Raw genomic sequence first — 26,233 nt, 5'->3', positions numbered from 1 at the left:
ACGACTGAGCCCGCACTCGGCCGAGGCGGACCGCCGAGGCCCGGACGGCTGACCCACGGACGGCTGTGCCCCGGCCCCCGCGGCACCCGCTTCAGTCGCCCAACAGCCGGTAGAGGCGCCGGGCGTTGCCCGCCGCGATCATCCCGGCGACCCGCTGCGCGTCCCCCGGCGCCCAGGACCCGTCGGCCACCCAGCCGCCCAGGACCCGCGCCAGCGCCTCCCTGAACACCCGCGCCCCCACCACATGCAGCTCCGGCAGCCCCCGCGCGCCGCTGGAGAACAACAGCTTCCCGAACGGCGCCAGTTCCAGGATCTCCGCGAGTACGGCGGTGGCCCGCGCCCCGGTATGCGCGAGGGCGGGCCCCAGATCGGCGTACACATGCGGGAAGGCCCCGGTGAGCTGCGCCGCGTGCCGGTGATACGGATAGGCCCCCAGCAGGACCAGATCGGTGCCGAGTCCCGCGGTGGCCGCCGCGAAACCGGTGAGCGGCAGCGGATCCGTACGGCCCGGGCGCGGATGTCCGGCACCGGCGCCCATGTGCAGTTGCAGCGGCAGCCCGGAGCCGACGGCCGTCCACAGCAGGTGCCGCAGCAGCACGGGATCGGTGAGCGGCGCGCCGGCCACCCGCCCGGCCAGCCAGTGGTCCGCGGCACTCCGTACCTCACCGGGCCCCGGCGGCTCCGGGGCGAGCGCCAGACCGTGCCGTACCCCGGCGACCGAGCTGAAGGCGACGGCCGAGGCGGCGGCGGTGTGCACGGACTCGGCGAGACCGGAGAGAAAGGTGCCGACCCCGTCCGCTCCGTCGGCGACCCGCTCGGCGAGCGGTTCGAGCCGTACGATCTCAAGCGCCTCGGCCGCGCCGGCCGAGGCGATCTCGGCGGGCCCGGTCAGATCGCCGGGCAGCCCGGTGTCCACCAGATAGGTGGCGATCCCGGTGGACCGCAGCAGCCGCCGGCCCGCCTCCAGGACCCCCAGCTCCCGGCGGCGGGCCAGATAGCGGGCCGGCGGGCAGTGCGGTTCGAGACCGAGTACGGGCGGACACCAGCGGCGTACCGCGAAACCGGTCTGGGTGTCGAAGAAGGTGGTGCCCGCGGCGGGCGGCCCCGCCGTCCTGCCGAGCTGGGCCTCGAAGGTGCCGAGGCCCAGCTCTCCGCGGAGCACACCGTGGCAGTACTGGTCGACCAGGGTCGCAGTTTCGATCATCGGGATTCCCGTCGTGGACCGTACTCCTACCCGGACTAACGGGTGAACCGCGATCGGGTGGCGCCCACGGCGTGTCCGGGCCCCGTGACGGCCGCCGTGTCAGCCGTACGAGCGCCGGTCGCCGCCGGTCATCTCAGGGGTCGGACGGCGGAATCAGTGGCCGAGCTGGATCCCGGCCATCCGCTTCCATTCGTACGGGCCGGTGCGGACCTTGGCCGCGAGTTCCCCGTCGAAGTTCTCGTGCAGAGTGAGTCCGGCCTTCTCGGCGGCGCCGCGCGCGACCTCGTACGTGGGGGCGACGAGATCGCCCCAGCCGCCGTCCTCGCCGACAAGGACGATCCGGGTGCCCGCCTGTCCGAGGTAGGCGAGCCGGCCCTCCGCGCCGCCGTGCCGTTTGGCGAAGGCGCCGATCTGCTTGGCGAGCCGGGCGGCCCGGCGTGCGTCGCGCGTCGCGCGGCGGGACGCGGCCCCGCTCTCGGCGCTCGCGGCGGGATCGGGCTCGCTCTGGTCAACCTGCTGGGTCTCTGACATGAATTCGATGCTACCCACGGGTAGATCAACCGGCGACGGGCAGGCCGCGTGGCCTTGACCACGCGCCCCGCCCGTCGGACAGAACCTGAGGAACCTGAGCGCTACCGCAGGAAGGGATCGACCGCCACGGCGACGAACAGCAGCGACACATAGGTGATCGACCAGTGGAACAGCCGCATCTCCTTCAGCTTGCCGCCGGTCACCCCGGCCCGGGCGCGCGACTGAAGACCGTGCGCCTCCCAGAGCCACCAGCCGCCCGCCGCCAGCGCCACCGCCGTATAGAACCAGCCGGTGTACCCGAGCGGGGTCAGCAGCAGCGAGACACCGACCATCACCCAGCTGTAGAGGACGATCTGCCGGGCCACGACCCGGTTCGTCGCGACGACCGGAAGCATGGGCACGCCCGCGCGTACGTAGTCCTCCTTCACCTTCATCGACAGCGGCCAGTAGTGCGGCGGCGTCCAGAAGAAGATGACAAGGAAGAGGATGACAGCGGCCCAGGACACCGAGTCGGTAACCGCGGACCAGCCGATCAGCACGGGCATGCAGCCGGCGATCCCGCCCCAGACGATGTTCTGCGCGGTACGGCGCTTGAGGATCATCGTGTAGACGACGACGTAGAAAAGGAGCGCACCGAGCGACAGCGCCGCGGACAGCCAGTTGACCAGGAATCCGAACCAGAGCGTCGAGACGACGGTCAGCGTGAGGCCGAAGACCAGCCCCTCGCGCGGTGACACCATCCCGGTGACCAGCGGACGCTGGGACGTACGGTCCATCATCGCGTCGATGTCACGGTCGATGTACATGTTCAGCGCGTTGGCGCCGCCGGCCGAGAGATAGCCGCCGACACAGGTGGTGACGACCAGCCACAGATCCGGCACAGTGCCGGCGGCCAGGAACATCACCGGAACGGTCGTGATGAGCAGCAGCTCGATGATCCGCGGCTTGGTCAGCATCACGAACGCTTTGACACGGGCCCCGAACGGCCGATGGCCCCCCGGGCTCGGAGTCGGGACGACCCCAGCGGGTCGGGACTCGACGGCCGTCACGCACACCCCTGACAGAGAAATCCCAGCAAGCTCCGGACGTGAAGCCCCGGTAAAGACTTGCGCTTACCACGCCACTCTAGACGTTGCCCAGACACCGATTCCGCGCGGGGGTGGGTCGTGCGGAGGGCCCGGGAAGCAGCCCCGCCGGCACGGCCCGGACATCCCCGCGCGCCGGGCCGGGACGTCCCCGTACCCCGCCGGGAGGCGAAGTCCATGTGCCCGCCGCACCCTGGTTACGAAGGGGAAAAGTTGGATGGGGCTACGAGGGTAGGCTCGGCAGCGAAGCCGGTGCGCCCTCAGACACCGGGACTGGACATGTGGAGAGGAGCCCTGACTCAGGGTGAGCACCAAGCCGACCACCACAGACCTCGAGTGGACCGATGTGGACAGCCGGGCGGTCGATACCGTTCGCGTCCTGGCCATGGATGCCGTACAGAAGGTCGGCAACGGCCATCCCGGTACGGCCATGAGCCTGGCCCCCGCCGCGTATGTGCTGTTCCAGAAACTCATGCGGCACGACCCCGCCGACGCCCAGTGGACCGGGCGCGACCGGTTCATCCTCTCGGCCGGCCACTCCAGCCTGACGCTCTACATCCAGCTCTACCTGGCGGGTTACGGCCTGGAGCTGGGGGACCTGGAGTCGTTCCGCACCTGGGGCTCGAAGACCCCGGGCCACCCGGAGTACGGCCACACCGTCGGTGTCGAGACCACCACGGGACCGCTCGGCCAGGGTGTCGCGAACGGCGTCGGCATGGCGATGGCGGCGCGGTACGAGCGCGGTCTGTACGACCCGGACGCGGCGCCCGGCACCTCCCCGTTCGACCACACCGTCTGGGTGATCGCCGGTGACGGCTGTCTCCAGGAGGGCATCTCGGCCGAGGCGTCGTCGCTGGCCGGCCACCAGAAGCTGGGCAATCTGGTGCTGCTCTGGGACGACAACCACATCTCGATCGAGGGCGACACGGAGACCGCGGTCTCCGAGGACACCCTCAAGCGGTACGAGGCGTACGGCTGGCACGTCCAGCGCGTCGAGCAGCTTCCCAACGGCGACCTCGACCCGGCCGGTCTGTACCGGGCGCTGAAGGCCGCGCAGGCCGAGACCGACCGCCCCTCGTTCATCGCGGCCCGCTCGATCATCGCCTGGCCCGCCCCGCACGCGCAGAACACCGAGGCCGCGCACGGCTCGGCGCTCGGCGACGCGGAGGTCGCGGCGACCAAGAAGGTCCTGGGCTTCGACCCGGAGAAGTCCTTCGAGGTCTCGGACGAGGTGCTCGCGCACACCCGTGAGGCGCTCGACCGCGGCCGTGAGGTCCGCGGCGAGTGGGAGAAGACCTTCGCCGCGTGGCGCACCGCGCAGCCGGAGCGCGCGGCGCTCTTCGACCGGATCAGGGCCGGTGAGCTTCCCGAGGGCTGGGAGGACAAGGTCCCCGCCTTCGAGCCCGGCAAGTCGCTGGCGACGCGCGCCGCGTCCGGCAAGGTACTCCAGGCGCTCGGCGAGGTCATTCCCGAGCTGTGGGGCGGCTCCGCCGACCTGGCGGGCTCCAACAACACCACCATCGACAAGACCTCTTCGTTCCTCCCGGCCGGCAACCCGCTGCCGGGGGCCGACCCGTACGGCCGCACGGTGCACTACGGCATCCGCGAGCACGCCATGGGCTCGACGATGAACGGCATCGCGCTGCACGGCAACACCCGTATCTACGGCGGCACTTTCCTGGTGTTCTCCGACTACATGCGCCCGGCCGTGCGGCTCGCGGCGCTGATGCGGGTACCCGTCACCTATGTCTGGACGCATGACTCGATCGGGCTCGGCGAGGACGGCCCGACGCACCAGCCGGTCGAGCACCTCTCCGCGCTGCGCGCCATCCCGGGGCTGAACATCGTGCGCCCCGCCGACGCCAATGAGACGGCGATCGCCTGGCGCGAGATCCTCCGCCGCCACTCCAAGGGCGCGCCGCACGGTCTGGCGCTCACCCGCCAGGGCGTGCCGACGTACGACGCCAACGACGAGGCGGCCAGGGGCGGTTATGTCCTCTTCGACGCCGAGGGCGGCGACCCCGAGGTCGTACTGATCGGTACGGGTTCCGAGGTGCAGCTCGCCGTGGCGGCGCGCGAGCAGCTCCAGGCGGACGGTATCCGGGCGCGGGTGGTCTCCATGCCGTCCGTCGAGTGGTTCGACGAGCAGGACCAGACGTACAAGGACAGCGTTCTGCCGCCCTCCGTGACAGCGCGGGTGGCGGTCGAGGCCGGTATCGGACTGACCTGGCACCGGTACGTGGGTGACGCCGGCCGCATTGTGTCGCTGGAGCACTTCGGCGCTTCGGCGGACGGCAAGGTCCTCTTCCGTGAGTTCGGCTTCACCGCGGACGCGGTGGCCGCCGCAGCCCGGGAATCTCTTGCGGCGTCAGCGCGCTGACGCCCGTATACGAACTGTAGGAGATGCAACTCTCATGACAGACGCACTGAAGCGCCTTTCCGACGAAGGCGTCGCGATCTGGCTCGACGACCTGTCGCGTACCCGTATCACGTCCGGCAATCTCGCCGAACTGATCGACCAGCAGCACGTGGTGGGCGTCACCACCAACCCGTCCATCTTCCAGAAGGCGATCTCGCAGGGGCACGGCTACGACAGCCAGCTCGCCGACCTCGCGGCCCGCAAGGTGACCGTCGAGGAGGCCGTCCGCATGATCACCACGGCGGACGTCCGGGACGCCGCCGACATCCTGCGTCCGGTCTTCGACTCGACGCAGGGCCAGGACGGCCGGGTCTCGATCGAGGTCGACCCGCGCCTGGCGCACAACACCGTGGCGACCATCGCCGAGGCCAAGCAGCTCGCCTGGCTGGTGGACCGTCCCAACACCCTGATCAAGATCCCGGCGACCAGGGCCGGTCTCCCGGCCATCACCGAGACCATCGGCCGGGGCATCAGCGTCAATGTCACGCTGATCTTCTCGCTGGAGCGCTACCGCGAGGTCATGGACGCCTATCTCGCGGGTCTGGAGAAGGCCAGGGCCGCCGGCCTCGACCTCTCCAAGATCCACTCGGTGGCGTCCTTCTTCGTGTCCCGGGTGGACACGGAGATCGACAAGCGGCTCGACGCGCTGGGCACGCCCGAGGCCAAGGCGGCCCGCGGCAAGGCGGCCGTGGCCAACGCGCGGCTGGCGTACGAGGCGTACGAAGAGGTCTTCAGCTCCGACCGCTGGGCGGCGCTGGACAGGGCGCAGGCCAACAAGCAGCGTCCGCTCTGGGCCTCGACCGGTGTGAAGGACCCGGCGTACAAGGACACCCTGTACGTCGACGACCTGGTCGCCCCGGGCACGGTGAACACCATGCCGGAGGCCACGCTCGACGCCACCGCCGACCATGGCGCCATCACCGGCGACACCGTGCGCGGTACGTACGACCAGGCGCGCGCGGACCTGGCGGCCGTGGCCGCGCTGGGCATCTCGTACGACGACGTCGTCCAGGTACTGGAGGACGAGGGCGTCGAGAAGTTCGCGGTGGCCTGGAACGACCTGCTCAAGTCGACCGAGGCGGAGCTGAAGCGCCTCGTCCCTTCGGAGGGCTGATCCCCTTGACCGCAACCCACGGAGCGAACCCGCTCCGTGACGCCGCGGACCGACGGCTCCCGCGTATCGCGGGGCCGTCGGGCCTGGTCATCTTCGGTGTCACGGGCGATTTGTCCCGCAAAAAGCTGATGCCTGCCATCTACGACCTGGCCAACCGCGGGCTGCTTCCGCCGGGCTTCTCGCTCGTCGGCTTCGCACGCCGCGAGTGGAAGGACGAGGACTTCGCGCAGGAGGTGCACGACGCCGTCAAACAGCACGCCCGTACGCCGTTCCGTGAGGAGGTCTGGCAGCAGCTCATCCAGGGGATGCGCTTCGTCCAGGGCGACTTCGGCGACGACGACGCGTTCGAGAACCTGCGGGCGACGATCGAGGACCTCGACAAGTCGCAGGGCACCGGCGGCAACTTCGCGTTCTACCTCTCCGTACCGCCCAAGTTCTTCCCGCAGGTCGTGCAGCAGCTCAAGAAGCACGGGCTGGCGGACCAGAAGGACGGCTCCTGGCGCCGCGCGGTCATCGAGAAGCCGTTCGGCCACGACCTGGCCTCCGCCAAGGAGCTGAACAAGGTCGTCCACGAGGTCTTCCCGTCCCACGAGGTCTTCAGGATCGACCACTATCTGGGCAAGGAGACCGTCCAGAACATCCTGGCGCTGCGGTTCGCCAACACCCTCTTCGAGCCGATCTGGAACCGGTCGTACGTCGACCACGTACAGATCACCATGGCCGAGGACATCGGTATCGGCGGCCGGGCCGGCTACTACGACGGCATCGGCGCCGCCCGCGACGTCATCCAGAACCATCTGCTCCAGTTGCTGGCGCTGACCGCCATGGAGGAGCCGGCCTCCTTCGACGCGGACGCGCTGGTCGCGGAGAAGACCAAGGTGCTGGGCGCCGTCCGGCTGCCCAGGGACCTCGGCCAGGGCACCGTGCGCGGGCAGTACGCCCCGGGATGGCAGGGCGGCGAGAAGGCCGTCGGCTATCTCCAGGAAGACGGCATCGACAGCAAGTCAAAGACGGACACCTATGCCGCGGTGAAGCTGGAGATCGACAACCGCCGCTGGGCGGGCGTGCCGTTCTATCTCCGTACCGGAAAGCGGCTCGGCCGCCGGGTCACCGAGATCGCGCTGGTCTTCCAGCGCGCGCCGCACTCCCCCTTCGACCACACCTCCACCCAGGAGCTGGGGCAGAACGCCCTGGTCATCCGGGTGCAGCCGGACGAGGGCGTGACGATGCGGTTCGGCTCCAAGGTGCCCGGCACCTCGATGGAGGTCCGTGACGTCTCCATGGACTTCGCGTACGGCGAGTCCTTCACGGAGTCCAGCCCCGAGGCGTACGAGCGGCTCATCCTCGATGTGCTGCTCGGCGACTCGAACCTCTTCCCGCGCGTGGAGGAGGTCGAGCTGTCCTGGAAGATCCTCGACCCGATCGAGGAGTACTGGGAGAAGCACGGCAAGCCCGCGCAGTACGAGTCCGGGACCTGGGGTCCGGTCGAGGCGGACGAGATGCTCGCACGAGACGGACGGAGCTGGCGCCGGCCATGAAGATCGACCTGACGGACACCAAGTCCAGCAAGATCAACAAGGCACTGGTGCAGGGGCGCAGGGCGATCGGCACCCCCGCCGTCGGCATGGTGCTCACGCTGGTCATCGTCACCGACGAGGAGAACCAGTACGACGCGCTCAGGGCCGCCGACGAGGCGTCCCGCGAGCACCCGTCGCGCAAGCTGGTCGTCGTCAAGCGGGTCTCCCGCTCGGCGCGCGACCGGTCCAAGGCGCGGCTGGACGCCGAGGTCCGGGTGGGCGCGGACGCGGGCACCGGCGAGACGATCGTCCTGCGGCTGTACGGCGATGTCGTGGACCACGCCCAGTCGGTGGTGCTGCCGCTGCTGCTGCCCGACGCTCCGGTCGTGGTGTGGTGGCCGGTGAACGCGCCGGCCAACCCGGCCAAGGACGCGCTGGGCAGGCTGGCGCAGCGCCGGGTGACCGACACCCACGCGGCGGAGAACCCGACCGAGGAGCTGACGGTGCGCGCCGAGGCGTACACCCCCGGCGACACGGATCTGGCCTGGACGCGGATCACGCCGTGGCGCTCGATGCTGGCGGCGGCGCTGGACCAGGTGGACTGCGCGGTCACCTCGGTGGAGGTGGAGGGCGAGCAGCACAATCCGAGCTGTGAACTGCTGGCCATGTGGCTCGCGAACCGGCTGAACGTACCGGTGAAGCGCGCCGTCTCCAAGGGGCCCGGGCTCACCGCCGTACGGATGGAGACCGACTGCGGTCCGATCAATCTGCACCGGGCGGACGGCTCGCTGGCGACCCTCTCGGTCGAGGGGCAGCCGGACCGCGCGGTGGCGCTGAAGCGGCGCGAGACCTCCGAGCTGATCGCGGAGGAGCTGCGCCGGCTGGACCCGGACGACATCTACGCGTCGGCGCTGCGGTTCGGCGTGCACCGGCTCGGCGACAGCAACGGCGCGTCGGCCGCCGCCGCTGCCTCCAATGGCGGTGGAGGTACGGCGACGGCGACCGCGACGAAGAAGGCGACCGGGAAGGCCTCGTCCTCGTGAGCGCTCCGCAACTGGTCGTCCACCGGGACAAGGAGCTGATGGCCCAGGCCGCGGCGGCCCGGCTGATCACCAAGATCGTGGACGCCCAGGCCGCCCGGGGCTCCGCCTCGGTGGTGCTGACCGGCGGCCGCAACGGCAACGGGCTGCTGGCCGCGCTGTCGGCGGCGCCCGCACGGGACGCGGTGGACTGGTCACGGCTCGATCTGTGGTGGGGCGACGAGCGCTTTCTGCCGGAGGGCGACGCGGATCGCAACTACACCCAGGCACGGGAGGCACTGCTCGGTTCGGTGCCGCTGGACCCCTCGCGGGTGCATCCGATGCCGGCCTCGGACGGGCCGTACGGGAGTGATGTGGAGGCCGCGGCCGCCGCGTACGCCACGGAACTCGCGGCCGCGTCACGGCCGGAGGACCACGGTCCGGTGCCGACCTTCGACGTGCTGATGCTGGGGGTCGGCCCCGACACCCATGTGGCGTCGCTCTTCCCCGAGCTGCCGGCGGTACGGGAGACCGAGCGCACGGTGGTCGCCGTGCACGGCGCTCCCAAGCCGCCGCCGACCCGTATCTCGCTCACACTGCCCGCGATCCGCGCGGCCCATGAGGTCTGGCTGCTCGCGGCGGGCGAGGACAAGGCGAAGGCGGCGGAGATCGCGCTGTCGGGTGCCGGGGAGATCCAGGCCCCGGCGGCGGGTGCGTACGGCCGCAGCCGCACGCTGTGGCTGCTGGACGCGGCGGCGGCCTCGGCGCTGCCGCGTGACCTCTATCCGCCGGCCTCGGCCTGACGGGGCGTCAAGTAAGCGGTATGAAGGCCCGGTTCGCCTCGCGGCGGCCGGGCCTTCAGCGCTTCTCCGGGGGCTTTCCCGGTGCGCTCTCCCGTATCAGGAACGGCTCCAGCAGGCCCGGGACCGCCTCCGCCGCGAAGGTCAGCCCCTCGCCCTCCGCCGCGTCGTACACGTGGTACGCGCCACCGCCCGCGGCCGTTGTCGCCGTGAGCGTCAGCAGACCCGCGCGGCGCTGGAAGAACGACTGACGGACCGTCCAGCCGATGACTCCGCCGCGCTGGAGGGCCACCGTCGTCCGGCGCACCGTGCCCGAGCGGGCCACCAGATAGGCGCCGCCGAGGCCGTGCCCCAGACCGCGGTACGCGTCGACCGCCATCAGCACGGCAAGCGGCAGCAGCACCACGGCACCGGCCGCCGCGATGACCACCAGGACATCCGTCAGCAGCAGGCCGAGGGCCGCCACGACCGCCAGCGGCAGCAGTACGGAGGAGAGGGCCCAGCGCAGTCGGCGCGCCCGCGCCGCCCGGGGGTGCGGGACCAGCCGTACCGAACTCGTCGGAGCCGCCGGTTCACGCAGTATCCGGGCCGCCACCGCGTCCGCCACCGCGCGCGGCGCGGCCGGCAGCAGGGTCTTCTGGTCCATCTCCTTGGCGTCGTCGTCCTGGGCGAGTCCGGTGGCGATGGCGTCCACCCGGGCCGCGCCGACCAGCCGGACACCGATCGGCTCGACCAGTTCCACTCCGCGCAGCCGGCGCTCCTCGATGGAGATCGAGCGGGAGGTGAACAGCCCGCGGCGGACCCGCAGGGTGCCGCCCGGCTCCCGCTCCAGCCGGTGGTTCCACCACATCTCGATCCACAGCGCGAGGGCCGCGACAACCCCCGCGAGACCCGTCGCCACCGCGAGCCCGAGGATCAGCGCGACCACCCAGACGGGGGAGATGCCCCGGAACTGGTCGCCCGCCCAGTGGATCGCCCGGTTCTGCACGCCGAACCAGTCGGCGACCTGGAACAGCCCGCCGATCCCGGCGCCGCCGAGGGCCACCGGCACGAAGGAGAGCGGTGCGTAGCGGATCCACGCGGGATCGAGCACCGCCAGCATGCCCTCGTCGGGCGCCCTGGCCGCCCCCGGAGCGCGGCCGAGCAGTTCGGTACGGAGCCGCTCGCCCTCGGCCCTGGTGACCGGGTCCAGCTCCAGGGTGGATTCGCCGCCGGTCTGCTCGCCGGTCCCTATCCGGACCTTCACCAGACCGAGCAGCCGGAGCAGCAGATTGGCGGTGAGGTCGACCGTACGTATCCGCTCGCGGGCCAGTGAGCGGCGCTTGACCAGAAAGAGACCGGTGTGCAGCTCGGCGCGCTCGGGGCCCATGCGGTAGCGGGTGCGGCGCCAGCGGACATAGTCCGCGCCCGTGCCGCCGCCGATCAGCAGTACGGCCCCGCCGAGCAGCCAGGCGAAGGTCTCGCCGAGCGGGAGGGGGCCCGAGAGCCCGATCCCGGTCGGTACGCCCGCGCCCACGACGACCCCTGTCATGACCACGACGGTGACCAGCAGGGTGCGCCGGTCGAGCCGCCGCCACCCGTCTTCCGAAGCCGCTGCGGAATCCGGGGAATCGCGGATCACTGGGACACCGAAAACCTCTGGCACACCGGCGACCGCTGGGGCGTCCGGCACGGCTGGGTCGTCCGAGGCGCCCGCGCCCTCCGGGACGTCGCTCATGTCGCGTCCCCCGGAGTGGCCTGGGTGATCCGGGTCAGCCGCTCCGCCAGCTCCGCCGCCAGCTCGTGGTCCAGCCCCCCGATACGCACCGCGCCCTTGGACGACGCGGTCGTGACGATCACCGTGGAGAGCCGGAAGAGCTGCTCCAGCGGACCGCGCACGGTGTCCACGGTCTGTATCCGCGACATCGGCGCGATCCGCCACTCCTGCCAGAAGAAGCCGGTCCGTACATAGACCGCCTCCTCCGTCACCTCCCAGCGGTGCACCCTGAACCACCACACGGGTATCAGCGCCGTGCAGGCCAGGCCCAGCGCCGCCAGGACAGCGGCGGGTATCAGCAGCCATGCGCGGGCGGGGGCGATGAGCGCCCCCAGCACGGCCAGGATCCCCGCCACCACCACGGTGAGCGTCAGCCACTGCACGCGCCACCAGCCGATGGCGCGCTCGTTCAGCGAGTTGTTCGGCGGCCGCAGCCGCGTCCCCTCCCCCGTCACCATCGGCTCAGCGACCGCGCAGCGTGCGGTACGTGGCGACCAGCGCCGCCGTCGAGGTGTCCAGACCGTCCCCGGCCGCCTCCCCGGTCAGTACGGGCTCGATGCGCTTGGCCAGGACCTTGCCCAGCTCGACGCCCCACTGGTCGAAGGAGTCGATGTTCCAGACCGCTCCCTGGACGAACACCTTGTGCTCGTACAGCGCGACGAGCTGGCCCAGTACGGACGGGGTGAGTTCGTCGGCGAGGATCGTGGTCGTCGGGTGGTTGCCGCGGAAGGTCTTGTGCGGCACCAGCTCCTCGGGCACGCCCTCGGCCCGTACCTCCTCGGGCGTCTTGCCGAACGCCAGCGCCTGGGTCTGCGCGAAGAAGTTGGCCATCAGCAGATCGTGCTGCGCGACCAGACCGGGCAGCAGATCGGCGACCGGGCGGGCGAAGCCGATGAAGTCAGCGGGGATGACCTTGGTGCCCTGGTGGATCAACTGGTAGTACGCGTGCTGCCCGTTGGTGCCCGGCGTGCCCCAGACCACCGGTCCCGTCTGCCAGTCGACGGGCCGCCCCTCGCGGTCCACGGACTTGCCGTTGGACTCCATGTCGAGCTGCTGGAGATAGGCGGTGAACTTCGACAGATAGTGGCTGTACGGCAGGACGGCGTGCGACTGGGCGTCGAAGAACGAGCCGTACCAGACGCCCAGCAAACCCATCAGCAGAGGCGCGTTGGCCTCCGGCGGCGCGGTACGGAAGTGCTCGTCGACGAGGTGGAAGCCGTCGAGCATCTCCCGGAACCGGGCCGGGCCGATCGCGATCATCAGCGAGAGGCCGATGGCCGAGTCGTACGAGTAGCGCCCGCCGACCCAGTCCCAGAACTCGAACATGTTGGCCGTGTCGATACCGAACTCGGCGACCTTGCCGGCGTTGGTGGACAGCGCCACGAAGTGCTTGGCGACGGCTTCCGGTCCGGCGCCGAGACCGGTGAGGAGCCAGTCGCGGGCGGAGGTGGCGTTGGTGATGGTCTCGATGGTGGTGAAGGTCTTGGACGCGATGATGAACAGCGTCTCGGCCGGGTCCAGGTCCCGTACCGCCTCATGCAGATCGGCGCCGTCCACGTTGGAGACGAAACGGACCGTCAGATCGCGGTCGGTGAAGGAGCGCAGAACCTCGTAGGCCATCGCGGGACCGAGGTCGGAGCCGCCGATGCCGACATTGATCACGTTCTTGATGCGTCGGCCGGTGTGCCCGGTCCACTCGCCGGACCTGATCCGGTCGGCGAACGCGCTCATCCTGTCGAGTACGGCGTGCACCGCCGGCACCACGTTCTCGCCGTCCACCTCGACGACGGCGTCACGCGGGGCGCGCAGCGCGGTGTGCAGTACCGCGCGGTTCTCGGTGGTGTTGATCTTCTCGCCGCGGAACATCGCGTCCCGCAGCTCCGCCACCCCGGTCGCCGCGGCCAGCTCGCGGAGCAGCGCCAGTGTCTCGTCGGTGACCAGGTGCTTGGAGTAGTCGAGGTGGAGGTCGCCCACGGTCAGGGTGTAGCCGGTGCCGCGCGCCGGGTCTGCGGCGAACAGCTCCCGCAGATTCGTCTGCCCCAGTTGTTCGCGGTGCTTGCCGAGCGCGTCCCACTCGGGCGTCCGGTTGAGCCTGGTACGGCCTTCTGCGTTCATCTCGGACATCGGTCCACTTCTTCTCGTGCCTGCGTGCGTGCCCTGCTGCCTGTCCAACCTATGTGATCGGAGTCGTAACGAAGGCGGGACAATACGGGCAGAAGCGATCCGGCCGGAACACCTGTCGCGTGTCCGGCCGGATGAAGTGGATCAGATCTCCGTAAGAATGGGATCTCGGCGGATCAGATCTCAGTAGATCAGATCTCGCCGCGCAGTTTGGCGAGCGCCTCGGCGAGGATCGCCTCGCCGTCCGCGTCGCTGCGCCGCTCCCGTACATAGGCGAGGTGCGTCTTGTACGGCTCGGTGCGCGGCGGGTCCGGTGGATTGTCCCGGTCCTGACCGGCCGGGAATCCGCAGCGCGGGCAGTCCCACGTCTCCGGAACCTGTGCGTCACTGGCGAAGCTGGGCTGCGTCTCGTGCCCGTTGGAGCACCAGAAGGAGATGCGCAGGCGGGGCGCGGACTCGCCACGCTCGGCCTCACCCATCGGCCCCGCTCCGACCCGGCTTCCCCGGATCGCGTTGCCACTTGCCACGGTCGTAACTCCCTGCGTGATGGTGCCGCAAAGCATCGATAGGCAGCTCCGCTGCCGGGCGCCCCAGTCTACGTAAGGCCCAACGCGCGTCCAGTGAAGGGAGTTACCCCCCTGCCGCCCGGCGCGGACCCCCATGATAGGCCGCGCGCCGACGGCGCCTTACCGCACGCGTGCTTAGCTGTCCAGCTTCAGCAGGAGGCCAAGCACGACAATGCACGCGAACCACAGCAGACCGACAACCACGGTGATGCGGTCGAGGTTACGCTCGGCGACCGAGGAGCCACCGACGGACGACTGCATTCCGCCACCGAACATGTCGGAGAGGCCGCCGCCCTTCCCCTTGTGCATCAGCACGAGCAGCATCATCAGCAGGCTGAAGACGATGAGGGCGATCGAGAACCCCATAACCACGGCTGGACCAACTTCCTCGGACGGACAGATCCGACGGTACTGACGGTCAGGACCGCCGGATCTGAGACGGACTGCGGGGGCCGCCGGGCGATGTTCCACCGTCCGGGTCCGGCCCCCGCAAGGGTACGACGGATCCGTGCCACCGCATACTTGCCGGTCGCCGGACCTGATACTCGTAGTGCTCGCGGGCCCCGGACCTACTGGTCCCGGAACCTGACGATCTTGACGAACTCGTCGGCGTCCAGCGCCGCGCCGCCCACCAGGGCGCCGTCCACATCCGGCTGCGCCATGATCGCGGCCACATTCCCGGACTTCACCGAGCCGCCGTACTGGATACGGACCTGGTCGGCCAGCTCCTGCGAGTACAGCTCGGCCAGCCGCCCGCGGATCGCCCCGCAGACCTCCTGGGCGTCCTCGGGGGTGGCGACCTCGCCGGTGCCGATGGCCCACACCGGTTCGTAGGCGATCACCACGGACCCGGCCTGCTCTGCCGGGATGTCCTTGAGACCGCCGTCGAGCTGGCTGAGCGTGTAGGAGACCTGGTCACCGGCCTTGCGGATGTCCAGGCCCTCGCCGACACAGAGGATCGGGGTGAGCCCGTGCTTGAACGCGGCCTTCACCTTGGCGTTGCAGATCTCGTCCGTCTCGGCGTGGTACTGCCGCCGCTCGGAGTGGCCCACGGCCACATACACGCACTTCAGCTTGGCCAGCATCGGGCCCGAGATCTCACCGGTGTACGCGCCGGAGTCGTGCGCCGAGATGTCCTGGGCGCCGTACTTGATCTTGAGCCTGTCGCCGTCGACCAGGGTCTGTACGGACCGCAGATCGGTGAAGGGCGCCAGTACGGCGACCTCGACGGCGTCGTAGTCCTTGTCGGTCAGGGCGAAGGCGAGCTTCTGGACATGGGCGATGGCCTCGAGGTGGTTGAGGTTCATCTTCCAGTTGCCCGCCATCAGCGGGGTACGGGTGCTCATACGGGGGTCAGTCCTCCAGTGCGGCGAGGCCGGGAAGCGTCTTGCCTTCGAGGTATTCGAGGCTCGCGCCGCCGCCGGTCGAAATATGGCCGAATGCGTTCTCGTCGAAGCCCAGGATGCGGACGGCCGCGGCGGAGTCGCCGCCGCCGACCACGGAGAAGCCCGGGGAGTCGACGAGCGCCTGGGCGACGGCCCGGGTGCCCTCGGCGTAGTCGGGGTGCTCGAAGACGCCCATGGGGCCGTTCCAGAAGACGGTCCCGGCGTCGAGGAGCTTCGAGGCGTAGAGCCGGCCGGTCTCCGGGCCGATGTCCAGGCCCATCTTCCCGGCCGGGATGGCGTCCGCGGCCACCGTCTCGGGGTGCGCGGGCGCCTTGGTCTTCAGGTCCGGGAACTCGGCGGCGACCAGGACGTCCACGGGGAGCACGAACTCCACCCCGCGCGCCTCGGCCCGCTTCAGATACTCCTGGACGGCCGGGATCTGGTCCTCCTGGACCAGCGAGGAGCCGATCTCGTGGCCCTGCGCCTTGAGGAACGTGAAGAGCATGCCGCCGCCGATCAGGATGCGGTCGGCCTTCTCCAGGAGGTGGTCGATGACCCCGAGCTTGTCGGAGACCTTGGCGCCGCCGAGGACCACCGCGTACGGCCGCCGGACGTCGTCCGTGAGCTTCTTCAGCACGGCGACCTCGGTGGCGATCAGTCCGCCCGCGGCGTGCGGCAGCCGGGCCGGCAGGTCGAAGACCGAGGCGTGCTTGCGGTGTACGGCGCCGAAGCCGTCGCCCACATAGAGATCGGCCAGCTCGGCGAGCTGGTCCGCGAAGGCGCCGCGCTCGGCGTCGTCCTTCGAGGTCTCGCCCGGGTTGAAGCGGAGGTTCTCGATGACGGCCACCCGCCCGTCGGCGAGGCCCTCGACCACGGCCCTGGCGGACTCGCCGACCGTGTCGGTCGCGAACGCCACGTCGCCGGCCGGGCCGCCGAGGAGTTCACCGAGGCGCGCGGCGGCGGGCGCGAGGGAGAAGGCGGGGTCCGGGGCGCCCTTGGGGCGGCCCAGGTGGGAGGCGACGATCACCCGGGCGCCGGCCTCGGCGAGCCGGGCGACCGTCGGCAGGACGGCCCGGATCCGGCCGTCGTCGGTGATGGTGGCGCCGTCGAGCGGCACGTTGAGGTCGGCGCGGACGAATACGCGCTTGCCGCCGACCCCTTCGGCGAGAAGTTCGTCGATCGTCTTCATCTCTGCTGGACTCCTTGGGATGTCTGACCTTGGGACTGTCCTTGGGACGTCCGGACAGGCCGACAGGGCTCGAACGGCGCCATGTGCGCCGGCCGAGCCCTGTCGCTCATATCGAGATACCTGCCGGACCCGAGCTCAGCGGCCCTGGATCAGAGCTGCCCGCCGACGAAGACGGTCAGGTCGACCAGCCGGTTGGAGTAGCCCCACTCGTTGTCGTACCAGCCGATGACCTTGACGTTCTTGCCCTGGACCATGGTCAGGGAGGAGTCAAAGGTGCAGGAGGCCGGCCAGTTGACGATGTCCGAGGAGACGATCTGGTCCTCGGTGTAGTCCAGGATGCCCTTGAGCTGGCCCTCGGCGGCCTTCTGGAACGCGGTGTTGACCTCGTCCTTGGTCACCTCGCGCTCCAGCTCGATGACCAGGTCGGTGACGGAACCGGTCGGGACCGGGACGCGCATCGCGATGCCGTCGAGCTTGCCCGCCAGCTCCGGGATCACCAGCGCGGTGGCCTTGGCGGCACCGGTGGTGGTCGGGATGATGTTCTCCGCGGCGGCACGGGCGCGGCGCAGGTCCTTGTGCGGGAAGTCCAGGATGCGCTGGTCGTTGGTGTACGCGTGGACCGTGGTCATCATGCCCTTGACGATGCCGAAGTTCTCCAGGAGAACCTTGGCCATCGGCGCCACACAGTTGGTGGTGCAGGAGGCGTTGGAGATGACGTGGTGGCTGGCCGCGTCGTACTTGTCCTGGTTGACGCCCATCACGATGGTGATGTCCTCGTCCTTGGCCGGGGCCGAGATGAGGACCTTCTTGGCGCCACCGGCGATGTGCTTCTCGGCGTCCGCCTTCTTGGTGAAGATGCCGGTCGACTCGATGACGATGTCGACGCCCAGCTCGCCCCAGGGGATGTCGGCCGGGTTGCGCTCGGAGAGCACCTTGATCGTGTGGCCGTCGACGGTGATCGTGTCGGCGGTGTGGGTCACCTCGGCCTTGAGGCGTCCCAGGATGGTGTCGTACTTCAGAAGGTGCGCCGTGGTCGCAGTGTCACCCAGGTCGTTGACAGCCACGATCTCGATGTCTGCACCCTGCTCCAGCAGCGCGCGGAAGTAGTTACGACCGATGCGGCCAAAGCCGTTGATGCCTACGCGGATCGTCACGAACCGATCTCCTCGTTAGGTACGCCGGGTTTCGACGCCGGCGAGTTGTATGGGATGTCCCCGACCGCTTATGACCCTACCTCTCCGCGGACCGCGTGGTGACATCGAGAGGCACTGCGAACGGGCAGCGGCCCGTACCCGTCGGTACGGGTACGGGCCGCTGTACGGACGCGTGTACGGGTCAGTGGCGCAGGGCCCGCAGCGCCTTGCCGAGCACCGCCGCGCGCTCCGCCGGGTCCTGGATGTGCTCCAGACCGAACCCGAGCAGCACGGTGTCACGCGTGGTGACCGAGGCGTACGACTTGAAGAGCTCCTGGGTACGCGCCCAGCCGCCCGGCACCGCCGGGCTGCCCTCCGGCGCGCCCGCCACGGTCCAGGCCCCCAGCGAGGTCTCGAAGCCCTCGGGAGCCTGCTCCGCGCCGCCCACGACGAGCCGCGCGTTGTCCGCCAGGAGTCCGCGCCCGCCGCTGCCGGGGTCGGTGATGTAGCTCAGCGACAGCTCGGCCTTGGTGCCCGCGTAGGCGCTCAGGTCGAAGGAGACCTGCTTCCAGCCGTTGGAGGTGCCGGTGAGGCTGTTCCACGCGCCGCTGGTGCCGGTCGCGGTGCAGCCGTCGTCGCCGAGGGTCAGATAGCGGCCGAGGAACGGGTGGCCTTCGAGGAAGAACCCGGCCTCGCACTCGGCGGGGACGGAGGTGCTGGTCGCGCCGCCGGCCTCGGGCAGGGTCGTCCAGTTGTCGGCCCCCGCGGTGTGGGCCTCCAGGACGGCGTGGTCGTACCCCGGCTCGGTGTTCCAGTTGAGCGCGAGGCGCAGCTCCGGCTTGTCGGCCGCGGTGACGCCGGTCAGGTCGACGGTACGGGTGAGCCGGCGCCAGGCGTTGTCCTGGTGCGTGGCCGCGGCCATCCACTGACCCTGGTACGGGGCGTACGGGTTGGCGATCCCGGTGTACGACCCTCCGGCCGCGCTGCGGAACTGCGGGAAGGTCTCCGGGGCGAGGGTGTCGGAGGTGACCGTGTAGCCGCCCGCCGCGTTCAGCGGGTTGCCGGGGGCCGCGCCGAGCGCGCCGACGGCTCCGGAGAGCGCTCCGGCGCCGCTGAACCCGGTCGCGCCGGAGAGGGACGTACGCCCGTACGCGCCCAGGTAGTACTGGCTGAAGTCATTGGTCGCGGCGCGTCCGACCGTGGCGTTGCCGCCGGCCAGCTCACCGGCTTCGACGAGCTTTCCGCCCTCGTTCAGGAAGTCGCGGACGGCGAGCTGGGTGGGTCCGCCGGGGGCCACGGCGCCGGTGTAGTGGACCACCGTGGAGAAGTGGCTGAGCACACCCAGCGGGTGCGGTGCGCCCTGGGCGGCGACGTCCCAGACCACTGCGGTACGCCCGTTGGCGCGCAGGGCGTCCGTGTAGGCGCGGGTCTGCTGCGCGGGCGCGCCCTCCTCGGCGATCACGAGCGTGTCGGCGCGGGGGCGTTCGGCCACGGTGTACGTGAAGTGCTCGCTGGAGACGGACTTCCCGCTCTTCGTCCGTCCGGTGAACCAGACCTCGACGGTGTCGCCGGGCTCCGCGTCCTCGACCTCGGCGCGGTACTGGTCGAAGTGGAGGTTGTCCTCGCCGCCGTAGGTCTCGCCGCCCTTCCAGGCCTTGAGGTTCTCGTCCTGCGTACGGCCGCCGTTGATCCGGTAGTTCAGCTCCTTGTCGCGCACCGAGGAGCGTGCGGTGACGGAGACCTCCTGGTCGGCGCCGCGCGCGTACGAGGTGGTGAACGGGTCGAGAGTGAAGTCGGGCGCGGTCAGACCGACCGAGGAGGACGGCTGGTCCGGGTGCGAGGCGGTCTCGGCGACGGCGAGCGCGAAGGGGATGTTCTTGGCGAACTCGGCCTGGATCAGCTTCTCGTCGTCCGGGAAGTTGAATCCGGAGCGGCAGTCCCTGGCCACCCACGCGTCATTGGGATCGCTGTCGGACGCGGTCTGGCAGGTGGTCATCTCCGGGGTGAACATCATCGTTCCATTGACGTTCGCCGCGTGCCCGTCGGCCTCACCGTTGGTGGTGTACAGCTCGGAGGAGACCTGCGGGTAGTAGCCGGGGATCGCGGAGTTCTCGGGCGTGCCCGCGAGCGCCTTGTAGAGGATGTCGTCGGGGGTCGGGGTGGCGACCTGCCAGCCCACGCCGTAGAGGAGCAGTTCGGCGGCGGAGTGGTAGTTGATGCCGTAGTCGAAGTCGATCCGCTTCTCGAAGCGGTCGATCGCCTGCGTCTCGGGCTCGGAGTTGGGCCCCGCGCCGCGGTAGGTCTCGTTGGCGGGGTCCGGGGACGAACCCTCGTTGTCGTAGCCCCACTTGTAGGAGAAGTTCCGGTTGAGGTCGACACCGTCGCCGGAGGTGATGACGCCGTCGCCGTTGACGTCACGCAGGTTCTTGCGCCAGAGGCGGGCGCTGTCCGAACTGTGGGTGTAGTCGTAGCCGTCGGGGTTGGCGGAGATGACGAACCACAGCTCGGTGGAGTCGACGATCCTGGTGATCCTCGGGTCCTTGCCGTAGTTGTCGATGTAGTGGTGCATCAGACGGCGTGTCATCTCGGGAGTGATCCACTCCCGGGCGTGCTGGTTGGACATGTAGAGCACGGACGGCTTGCTGCCGTCCTTGGTGGTGCGCGCGCCCTTGGTGAGCTTGAGGGCGAGGATGTCCTGGCCCTGGACGGTCTTGCCGATGGAGACGACCTTGGTGATACCGGGGTTGGCCTGCCCGGTCTCGGCGATCTCCGCCTTGATACCGCCGGCGCCGCTGTACGGACGGAACACCCCGTCGCCGGCCGCGCTCGCCCGGGCCCTGGCCCGCTCGGGAACCGTACGCTCGGTCACCTCGACGCCCTGCTTCTCCAGGCCGCGCGCCTGGGCGTCGGTGAGGAACAGCTCGACCTTCGCCGTCCCCTGCTCAGGCGCCCGCTCGGTGAACTCATGGGCGTCCTGGCCGGCCGCGAGAAGCAGGGGTATCTGCTCCTGGGTGACCTCGGCCTCGAAGACCTTCACCGCGTCCGCGCCGGCGGCGGGCCCGGATCCGGTCCGCGCCTGGGCGGCGGGCGCCGCCGTCACACCGGCGAGCAGCAGCGCGCCTGCGGCGAGTATCGATCTCGCTCTACGTCTCATGTGCCCCTCTTGTTGTCGTCTGCACGTCCGAGAACTGACGACAGGCTGACCAGGCTTCATGATCATGTCAAGGGTGTGTGTGGATGCCATGAAATGCCGCCGCCGGCACCTGACTCGGTGCCGGCGGCGGGCAGTTGACCATGAGAGGCCGCTGAGGGCGGGCGTGGATCAGCCGACGAGACCGTCGGCCAGCTCCTCGCTCAGATTGGACTCCGTACCCGGGATCCCGAGGTCCTGCGCCCGCTTGTCGGCCATGGCCAGCAGCCGTCTGATCCGGCCCGCGACCGCGTCCTTCGTCAGCGGCGGGTCGGCGAGCGCGCCCAGCTCCTCCAGGGAGGCCTGCTTGTGTTCCATCCGCAGCCGGCCCGCGGCGGCGAGATGCTCCGGGACCTCCTCGCCGAGGATCTCCAGCGCGCGCTGCACCCGGGCACCCGCGGCGACCGCGGCGCGCGCGGAGCGGCGCAGATTCGCGTCGTCGAAGTTGGCGAGGCGGTTGGCCGTGGCGCGGACCTCCCGGCGCATCCGGCGCTCCTCCCAGGCGAGCACCGACTCGTGCGCCCCGAGCCGCGTCAGCAGCGCGCCGATCGCGTCCCCGTCCCGTACGACCACCCGGTCCACCCCGCGCACCTCGCGGGCCTTCGCGGCGATCTGGAGCCTGCGGGCGGCGCCGACGAGCGCCAGGGCGGCCTCCGGCCCCGGGCAGGTCACCTCCAGCGAGGAGGAGCGGCCCGGCTCGGTGAGCGAGCCATGGGCCAGGAACGCCCCGCGCCAGGCGGCTTCCGCGTCACAGGTCGCCCCCGAGACGACCTGCGGGGGCAGCCCCCTGATCGGGCGCCCGCGGCCGTCGACCAGACCGGTCTGCCGGGCGAGCTGATCACCCCCGGTGATCACCCGTACGACGTAACGGCTGCCGCGGCGCAGCCCGCCGGGTGCCATCACCACCAGCTCGGAGTTGTGCCCGAAGATCTCCAGGATGTCCTTGCGGAGCCTGCGCGCGGCGATGCTGGTGTCCAGCTCCGCCTCGATCACAATGCGGCCGCTCACCAGGTGCAGCCCGCCCGCGAACCGAAGAATCGCCGAGACCTCCGCCTTCCTGCAGCACGTCCGGGTGACGGGGAGGCGGGCGATCTCGTCCTTCACCGCTGGCGTCATCGCCATGGGCCGATCCTTCCATGCATCCGAAAAATACGGTCGTACGCGGCTGCCAACAGTTCCGGATCATGGACCGCGGAACTGTCGTGCGCTGCCACCGGCGCCAGCTCGACCGCGGCACCGAACCGGCTGGCGGCGTCGGAGAGTGACTCACGGTCGGGCACGGCGGCCTTGTCGGCCAGCACCACGTCCAGGGCGAGTTTAGGGGCGTGTCGCCCCAAAACCTCCAAATGACGCTGCGGTGAGAAGCCATCGGTTTCACCGGGCTGCGGTGCGAGGTTGAGCGAGAGGACCCGGCGGGCCTTGGTCTCCATGAGCGCTTCGAGCAGCTCGGGCACCAGCAGATGCGGGATCACCGAGGAGAACCAGGAGCCCGGGCCGAGCACCACCCAGTCGGCGTCCCGGACCGCGGCGACCGCCTCCGGGACGGCCGGCGGGTCGTGCGGCACGAGATGCACCGACTGCACCTCGCCCGGGGTGAGCGCGACCGTCGCCTGGCCACGCACCGTGTTCACCTCGTCGGGGTACGCCGGGTCGTGGCCCCGTACGAGCGCCTGAAGCTCCAGCGGTACGGCGGACATGGGCAGCACCCTGCCGTGCGCGCCGAGCAGCTTGCCGACCAGGTCGAGCGCCTGCACATGGTCGCCGAGCTGCTCCCACAGGGCGACGATCAGCAGATTTCCCACCGCGTGCTCATGGAGGTCGCCCTGCGACTGGAAGCGGTGCTGGATCACCCGGGCCCAGGTCTGGCCCCAGTCGTCGTCGCCGCAGAGCGCCGCCAGGGCCTTGCGCAGATCGCCGGGCGGCAGCACGCCCAGCTCCGCCCTGAGCCGGCCGCTGGACCCTCCGTCGTCGGCGACGGTGACAACCGCGGTGAGATCCCCCGTAATGCGGCGCAGCGCCGCCAGGGAGGCGGACAGGCCCATGCCGCCGCCGAGGGCGACGACCTTCGGCTGGGCACCGCGCCCGCGCGCCGACAACGCGGGGGCTCCCCTGCGCAGCCGGCGCGTACGGAAGGTGCGTGCGGTCACTCGCGCCCCATGTCCCGGTGGACGACGACGGTCTCGATCCCCGCGGAGACGAGGCGGGCGGCGACCTTCTCGGACATGGCGACGGAGCGGTGCTTGCCGCCCGTACAGCCGACCGCGACGGTCACATAGCGCTTGCCCTCGCGCCGGTATCCGGCGGCGATGAGCTGGAGCAGTTCGGTGTAGCGGTCGAGGAACTCCTTGGCGCCCGGCTGGTTGAAAACATACGCGGACACCTCCTCGTTCAGTCCGGTGTACGGGCGCAGCTCCGGGACCCAGTGCGGATTGGGCAGGAAGCGGCAGTCCACCACCAGGTCGGCGTCGACCGGCAGTCCGTACTTGTAGCCGAAGGACATCACGGTGGCCCGCAGCTCCGGCTTCTCGTCACCGGCGAACTGGGCGTCCATCTTGGCGCGCAGCTCGTGCACATTGAGGCTGGAGGTGTCGATCACCAGATCGGCGTCGCCGCGCAGCTCGCGCAGCAGATCGCGCTCGGCCTCGATGCCGTCCACGATCCGGCCGTCGCCCTGGAGCGGGTGCGGACGCCGTACGGACTCGAAGCGGCGGACGAGCGCCTCGTCGGACGACTCCAGGAAGACGATCCGCCGGGTGACCTCCTTGGCGTCGAGGTCGGCGAGGGACTCGCGGAGGTTGTCGAAGAACCGCCGGCCGCGCACGTCCACGACGACCGCGATCCGGGCCACATTGCCCTGCGAGCGCGCGCCCAGCTCCACCATGGTGGGGATCAGCGCGGGCGGCAGGTTGTCCACGACGAACCAGCCCAGGTCCTCCAGGCACTTGGCCGCGGTGCTGCGGCCCGCGCCGGACATCCCGGAGATGATCACCAGCTCGGGAATGGCCGCGTCGCCGGTGTCACCGGTCTCCTTCGTGCTGCCCGTACTCACGTGCTCCGCTCCGTCCCGGTCGTGCTCGGTCATGTGCTGCCCCCGTTGTCTTCCATGATCTCTCCTGTTGCCGTGTTCACGGCCGGTGCCGCCGGGGCCGCGTTCGCGAGGGCCACGACGATGGACTCGGCCGTCTTGCGGCCCAGGCCCGGTACTTCGCAGATCTGGTCGATTGTCGCGCCCCGCAGCCGCTTCACCGAGCCGAAATGCTTGATGAGCGCCTGTTTGCGGGACTCTCCGAGGCCCGGGACATCGTCCAGCGGGCTGGACCTGACGCGCTTGGCACGCTTGGTCCGCTGATAGGTGATGGCGAAGCGGTGCGCCTCGTCCCGTACCCGCTGGAGCAGGTAGAGGCCCTCGCTGGAGCGGGGCAGGACCACCGGATCGTCGTCCTCGGGCAGCCAGACCTCTTCGAGGCGCTTGGCGAGACCGCAGACGGCGACATCGTCGATGCCCAGCTCGTCGAGGGCTCGCTTGGCCGCCGCGACCTGGGGCTGTCCACCGTCGACCACGACGAGCTGGGGCGGATAGGCGAAGCGCTTGGGGCGGCCGTCGTCGTCGGTGCGGGACAGGATCTCGTGGGTGTCGCCGCCGGGTGCCGAGCCGTTTCCGCGGCCGCCCGGGGACCCGTTTGCCTCGGGAGCCGGACCCTCGCCCACGGACGGCTCGGACTCCTCGGGTTCCTCTTCGGGCCACTCCCCCGTACGGGTCTTCTCCACGAGATACCGCTTGAAGCGGCGGCTGATCACCTCGTGCATCGACCGTACGTCGTCCTGCCCCTCGAAGCCCTTGATCTGGAAGCGGCGGTACTCGCTCTTGCGCGCGAGGCCGTCCTCGAAGACCACCATGGACGCCACCACGTCGTCGCCCTGGAGGTGCGAGATGTCGAAGCACTCGACACGCAGCGGCGCGCTGTCCAGACCGAGCGCCTCCGCGATCTCCTCCAGAGCCCGGGAGCGGGTGGTCAGATCGCTGGCGCGCTTGGTCTTGTGCAGGACGAGCGCCTGCTGGGCATTGCGCCCGACCGTCTCCATCAGGTCCTTCTTGTCGCCGCGCTGCGGTATCCGCAGGGAGACCTGGGAGCCCCGGCGATCGCTCAGCCACTGGGTGACGGCGTCGGTGTCCTCCGGCAGGGCGGGGACGAGGACCTCCTTGGGGACGGAGTCGCCGCTCTCCTCGCCGTAGAGCTGCTGGAGCGCGTGCTCGACCAGGCCCGCCGTCTCGACGGCCTCGACCTTGTCGGTGACCCACCCGCGCTGGCCGCGGACGCGTCCGCCGCGGACATGGAAGATCTGCACGGCGGCTTCCAGCTCGTCCTCGGCGACCGCGATCAGATCGGCGTCGGTGGCGTCGGCGAGCACGACCGCGTTCTTCTCCATCGCGCGGCGCAGCGCGCCTATGTCGTCCCGCAGCCGGGCGGCCTTCTCGTACTCCATGTCGTCGGCCGCCTCGGCCATCTGCTTCTCCAGGCGGCGGAGGTACGTACCGGTGCGGCCGGCCATGAAGTCGCAGAACTCCTCGGCCAGTTCGCGGTGCTCCTCGGGGGTGACCCGGCCGACGCAGGGCGCCGAGCACTTGCCGATATAGCCGAGCAGGCAGGGGCGGCCGGTCCGCTCGGCGTTCTTGAACACGCCCGCGGAGCAGGTCCGTACGGGGAACACACGGAGCATCAGGTCGACGGTCTCGCGGATGGCCCAGGCGTGTCCGTACGGTCCGAAGTAGCGCACGCCCTTCTTCTTGGCGCCCCGCATGACCTGGACGCGGGGGTACTTCTCGTTGAGGGTGACGGCGAGTGAGGGATAGCTCTTGTCGTCGCGGTACTTGACGTTGAAGCGGGGGTCGAACTCCTTGATCCAGGAGTATTCGAGCTGGAGCGCCTCGACCTCGGTCGAGACGACGGTCCACTCGACGGAGGCCGCCGTGGTGACCATGGAGCGAGTGCGCGGGTGCAGGCTCGCGAGGTCCTGGAAGTAGTTGGCGATCCGCTGGCGCAGGCTTTTCGCCTTCCCGACGTAGATCACCCGGCGGTGATCGTCGCGGAATTTGTAGACCCCCGGCGAGTCGGGGATCTGTCCCGGCTTGGGGCGGTAGCTGGAGGGGTCGGCCATGCCGTCCACCCTACTGTCGGGGACGGACAGTGTGGCCGCGCCGGGGT

General features: G+C 70.3%; 21 protein-coding genes. 5 read left to right on the top strand and 16 right to left on the bottom strand.

What is annotated here, in order from left to right; translation table 11 throughout:
- Positions 1-91: 91 nt before the first annotated feature.
- The 3 genes from KQY30_RS27760 to KQY30_RS27750 all read right to left on the bottom strand — a co-directional run bounded on the left by KQY30_RS27760 (position 92) and on the right by KQY30_RS27750 (position 2,784).
- Complete coding sequence (locus tag KQY30_RS27760) at positions 92-1,204, bottom strand: amidohydrolase (protein WP_217309190.1); 1,113 nt, start codon at positions 1,202-1,204, stop codon at positions 92-94.
- Positions 1,205-1,357: 153 nt separating this feature from the next.
- Entirely contained in the window at positions 1,358-1,735 is a 378-nt protein-coding gene (locus tag KQY30_RS27755; RefSeq protein ID WP_217309189.1) for a hypothetical protein, read from the bottom strand.
- A 101-nt stretch (positions 1,736-1,836) separates the two neighbouring features.
- Positions 1,837-2,784: a heme o synthase gene (locus tag KQY30_RS27750; RefSeq protein WP_217309188.1), complete on the bottom strand. Its 948-nt coding sequence runs from the start codon at positions 2,782-2,784 to the stop codon at positions 1,837-1,839.
- A gap of 340 nt (positions 2,785-3,124) precedes the next feature.
- Here KQY30_RS27750 and tkt point away from each other — a divergent pair, with 340 nt between their 5' ends.
- The 5 genes from tkt to pgl are packed head-to-tail and all read left to right on the top strand — an operon-like array spanning position 3,125 to position 9,692.
- Positions 3,125-5,200 (top strand): transketolase, encoded by a 2,076-nt coding sequence (gene tkt, locus KQY30_RS27745; RefSeq protein WP_217309187.1) that lies wholly within the window; start codon positions 3,125-3,127, stop codon positions 5,198-5,200.
- Positions 5,201-5,234: 34 nt separating this feature from the next.
- A complete protein-coding gene (tal, locus tag KQY30_RS27740; RefSeq protein WP_217309186.1) occupies positions 5,235-6,353 on the top strand; it encodes a transaldolase in 1,119 nt (372 codons plus the stop codon).
- A gap of 5 nt (positions 6,354-6,358) precedes the next feature.
- The gene (gene zwf / locus KQY30_RS27735) at positions 6,359-7,891 is read left to right on the top strand and encodes a glucose-6-phosphate dehydrogenase (protein WP_217309185.1); all 1,533 of its coding nucleotides are present in this window, start codon (positions 6,359-6,361) and stop codon (positions 7,889-7,891) included.
- On the top strand, positions 7,888-8,913 hold the full coding sequence (gene opcA / locus KQY30_RS27730; RefSeq protein WP_217309184.1) for a glucose-6-phosphate dehydrogenase assembly protein OpcA: 1,026 nt from the start codon (positions 7,888-7,890) through the stop codon (positions 8,911-8,913). Before zwf ends, opcA begins: the two co-directional genes overlap by 4 nt.
- Complete coding sequence (pgl, locus tag KQY30_RS27725; protein ID WP_217309183.1) at positions 8,910-9,692, top strand: 6-phosphogluconolactonase; 783 nt, start codon at positions 8,910-8,912, stop codon at positions 9,690-9,692. The genes opcA and pgl overlap by 4 nt, the downstream gene beginning before the upstream one ends.
- Before the next feature lie 55 nt (positions 9,693-9,747).
- Here pgl and KQY30_RS27720 read toward each other — a convergent pair whose 3' ends face one another.
- The 13 genes from KQY30_RS27720 to uvrC form a co-directional block, all read right to left on the bottom strand.
- Positions 9,748-11,406 (bottom strand): PH domain-containing protein, encoded by a 1,659-nt coding sequence (locus KQY30_RS27720; protein ID WP_217309182.1) that lies wholly within the window; start codon positions 11,404-11,406, stop codon positions 9,748-9,750.
- Positions 11,403-11,903, bottom strand: coding sequence for a PH domain-containing protein (locus KQY30_RS27715; RefSeq protein ID WP_217309181.1), 501 nt, complete (start codon positions 11,901-11,903; stop codon positions 11,403-11,405). Before KQY30_RS27715 ends, KQY30_RS27720 begins: the two co-directional genes overlap by 4 nt.
- Before the next feature lie 4 nt (positions 11,904-11,907).
- On the bottom strand, positions 11,908-13,560 hold the full coding sequence (pgi, locus tag KQY30_RS27710; protein WP_217311362.1) for a glucose-6-phosphate isomerase: 1,653 nt from the start codon (positions 13,558-13,560) through the stop codon (positions 11,908-11,910).
- A 197-nt stretch (positions 13,561-13,757) separates the two neighbouring features.
- Complete coding sequence (locus KQY30_RS27705; RefSeq protein WP_003976875.1) at positions 13,758-14,093, bottom strand: RNA polymerase-binding protein RbpA; 336 nt, start codon at positions 14,091-14,093, stop codon at positions 13,758-13,760.
- A gap of 174 nt (positions 14,094-14,267) precedes the next feature.
- Complete coding sequence (secG, locus tag KQY30_RS27700; RefSeq protein ID WP_046495616.1) at positions 14,268-14,498, bottom strand: preprotein translocase subunit SecG; 231 nt, start codon at positions 14,496-14,498, stop codon at positions 14,268-14,270.
- A 203-nt stretch (positions 14,499-14,701) separates the two neighbouring features.
- Complete coding sequence (gene tpiA / locus KQY30_RS27695) at positions 14,702-15,478, bottom strand: triose-phosphate isomerase (protein WP_217309180.1); 777 nt, start codon at positions 15,476-15,478, stop codon at positions 14,702-14,704.
- A gap of 7 nt (positions 15,479-15,485) precedes the next feature.
- Positions 15,486-16,706 carry a phosphoglycerate kinase gene (pgk, locus tag KQY30_RS27690; RefSeq protein WP_217309179.1) on the bottom strand — a complete coding sequence of 407 codons (1,221 nt, stop codon included), beginning with the start codon at positions 16,704-16,706 and terminating at the stop codon, positions 15,486-15,488.
- A 149-nt stretch (positions 16,707-16,855) separates the two neighbouring features.
- Complete coding sequence (gene gap, locus KQY30_RS27685) at positions 16,856-17,860, bottom strand: type I glyceraldehyde-3-phosphate dehydrogenase (protein WP_046495607.1); 1,005 nt, start codon at positions 17,858-17,860, stop codon at positions 16,856-16,858.
- Positions 17,861-18,041: 181 nt separating this feature from the next.
- Positions 18,042-20,993, bottom strand: coding sequence for a M14 family metallopeptidase (locus KQY30_RS27680; RefSeq protein ID WP_217309178.1), 2,952 nt, complete (start codon positions 20,991-20,993; stop codon positions 18,042-18,044).
- Positions 20,994-21,161: 168 nt separating this feature from the next.
- Complete coding sequence (gene whiA, locus KQY30_RS27675; RefSeq protein WP_046495602.1) at positions 21,162-22,151, bottom strand: DNA-binding protein WhiA; 990 nt, start codon at positions 22,149-22,151, stop codon at positions 21,162-21,164.
- Positions 22,142-23,146, bottom strand: coding sequence for a uridine diphosphate-N-acetylglucosamine-binding protein YvcK (gene yvcK, locus KQY30_RS27670; RefSeq protein WP_254407704.1), 1,005 nt, complete (start codon positions 23,144-23,146; stop codon positions 22,142-22,144). Before yvcK ends, whiA begins: the two co-directional genes overlap by 10 nt.
- Before the next feature lie 26 nt (positions 23,147-23,172).
- Positions 23,173-24,111, bottom strand: a complete 939-nt coding sequence (gene rapZ, locus KQY30_RS27665; RefSeq protein ID WP_217309176.1) for an RNase adapter RapZ — start codon at positions 24,109-24,111, stop codon at positions 23,173-23,175.
- On the bottom strand, positions 24,108-26,186 hold the full coding sequence (uvrC, locus tag KQY30_RS27660; RefSeq protein WP_217309175.1) for an excinuclease ABC subunit UvrC: 2,079 nt from the start codon (positions 26,184-26,186) through the stop codon (positions 24,108-24,110). The genes rapZ and uvrC overlap by 4 nt, the downstream gene beginning before the upstream one ends.
- Between the last annotated feature and the right edge of the window lie 47 nt (positions 26,187-26,233).

It is taken from the genome of Streptomyces sp. GMY02 (assembly GCF_019056675.1).
Lineage (GTDB): Bacteria > Actinomycetota > Actinomycetes > Streptomycetales > Streptomycetaceae > Streptomyces > Streptomyces odonnellii.
The sequence above is the reverse complement of the archived record's forward strand: the minus strand, read 5'-3'. Positions and strand labels throughout refer to the sequence as shown.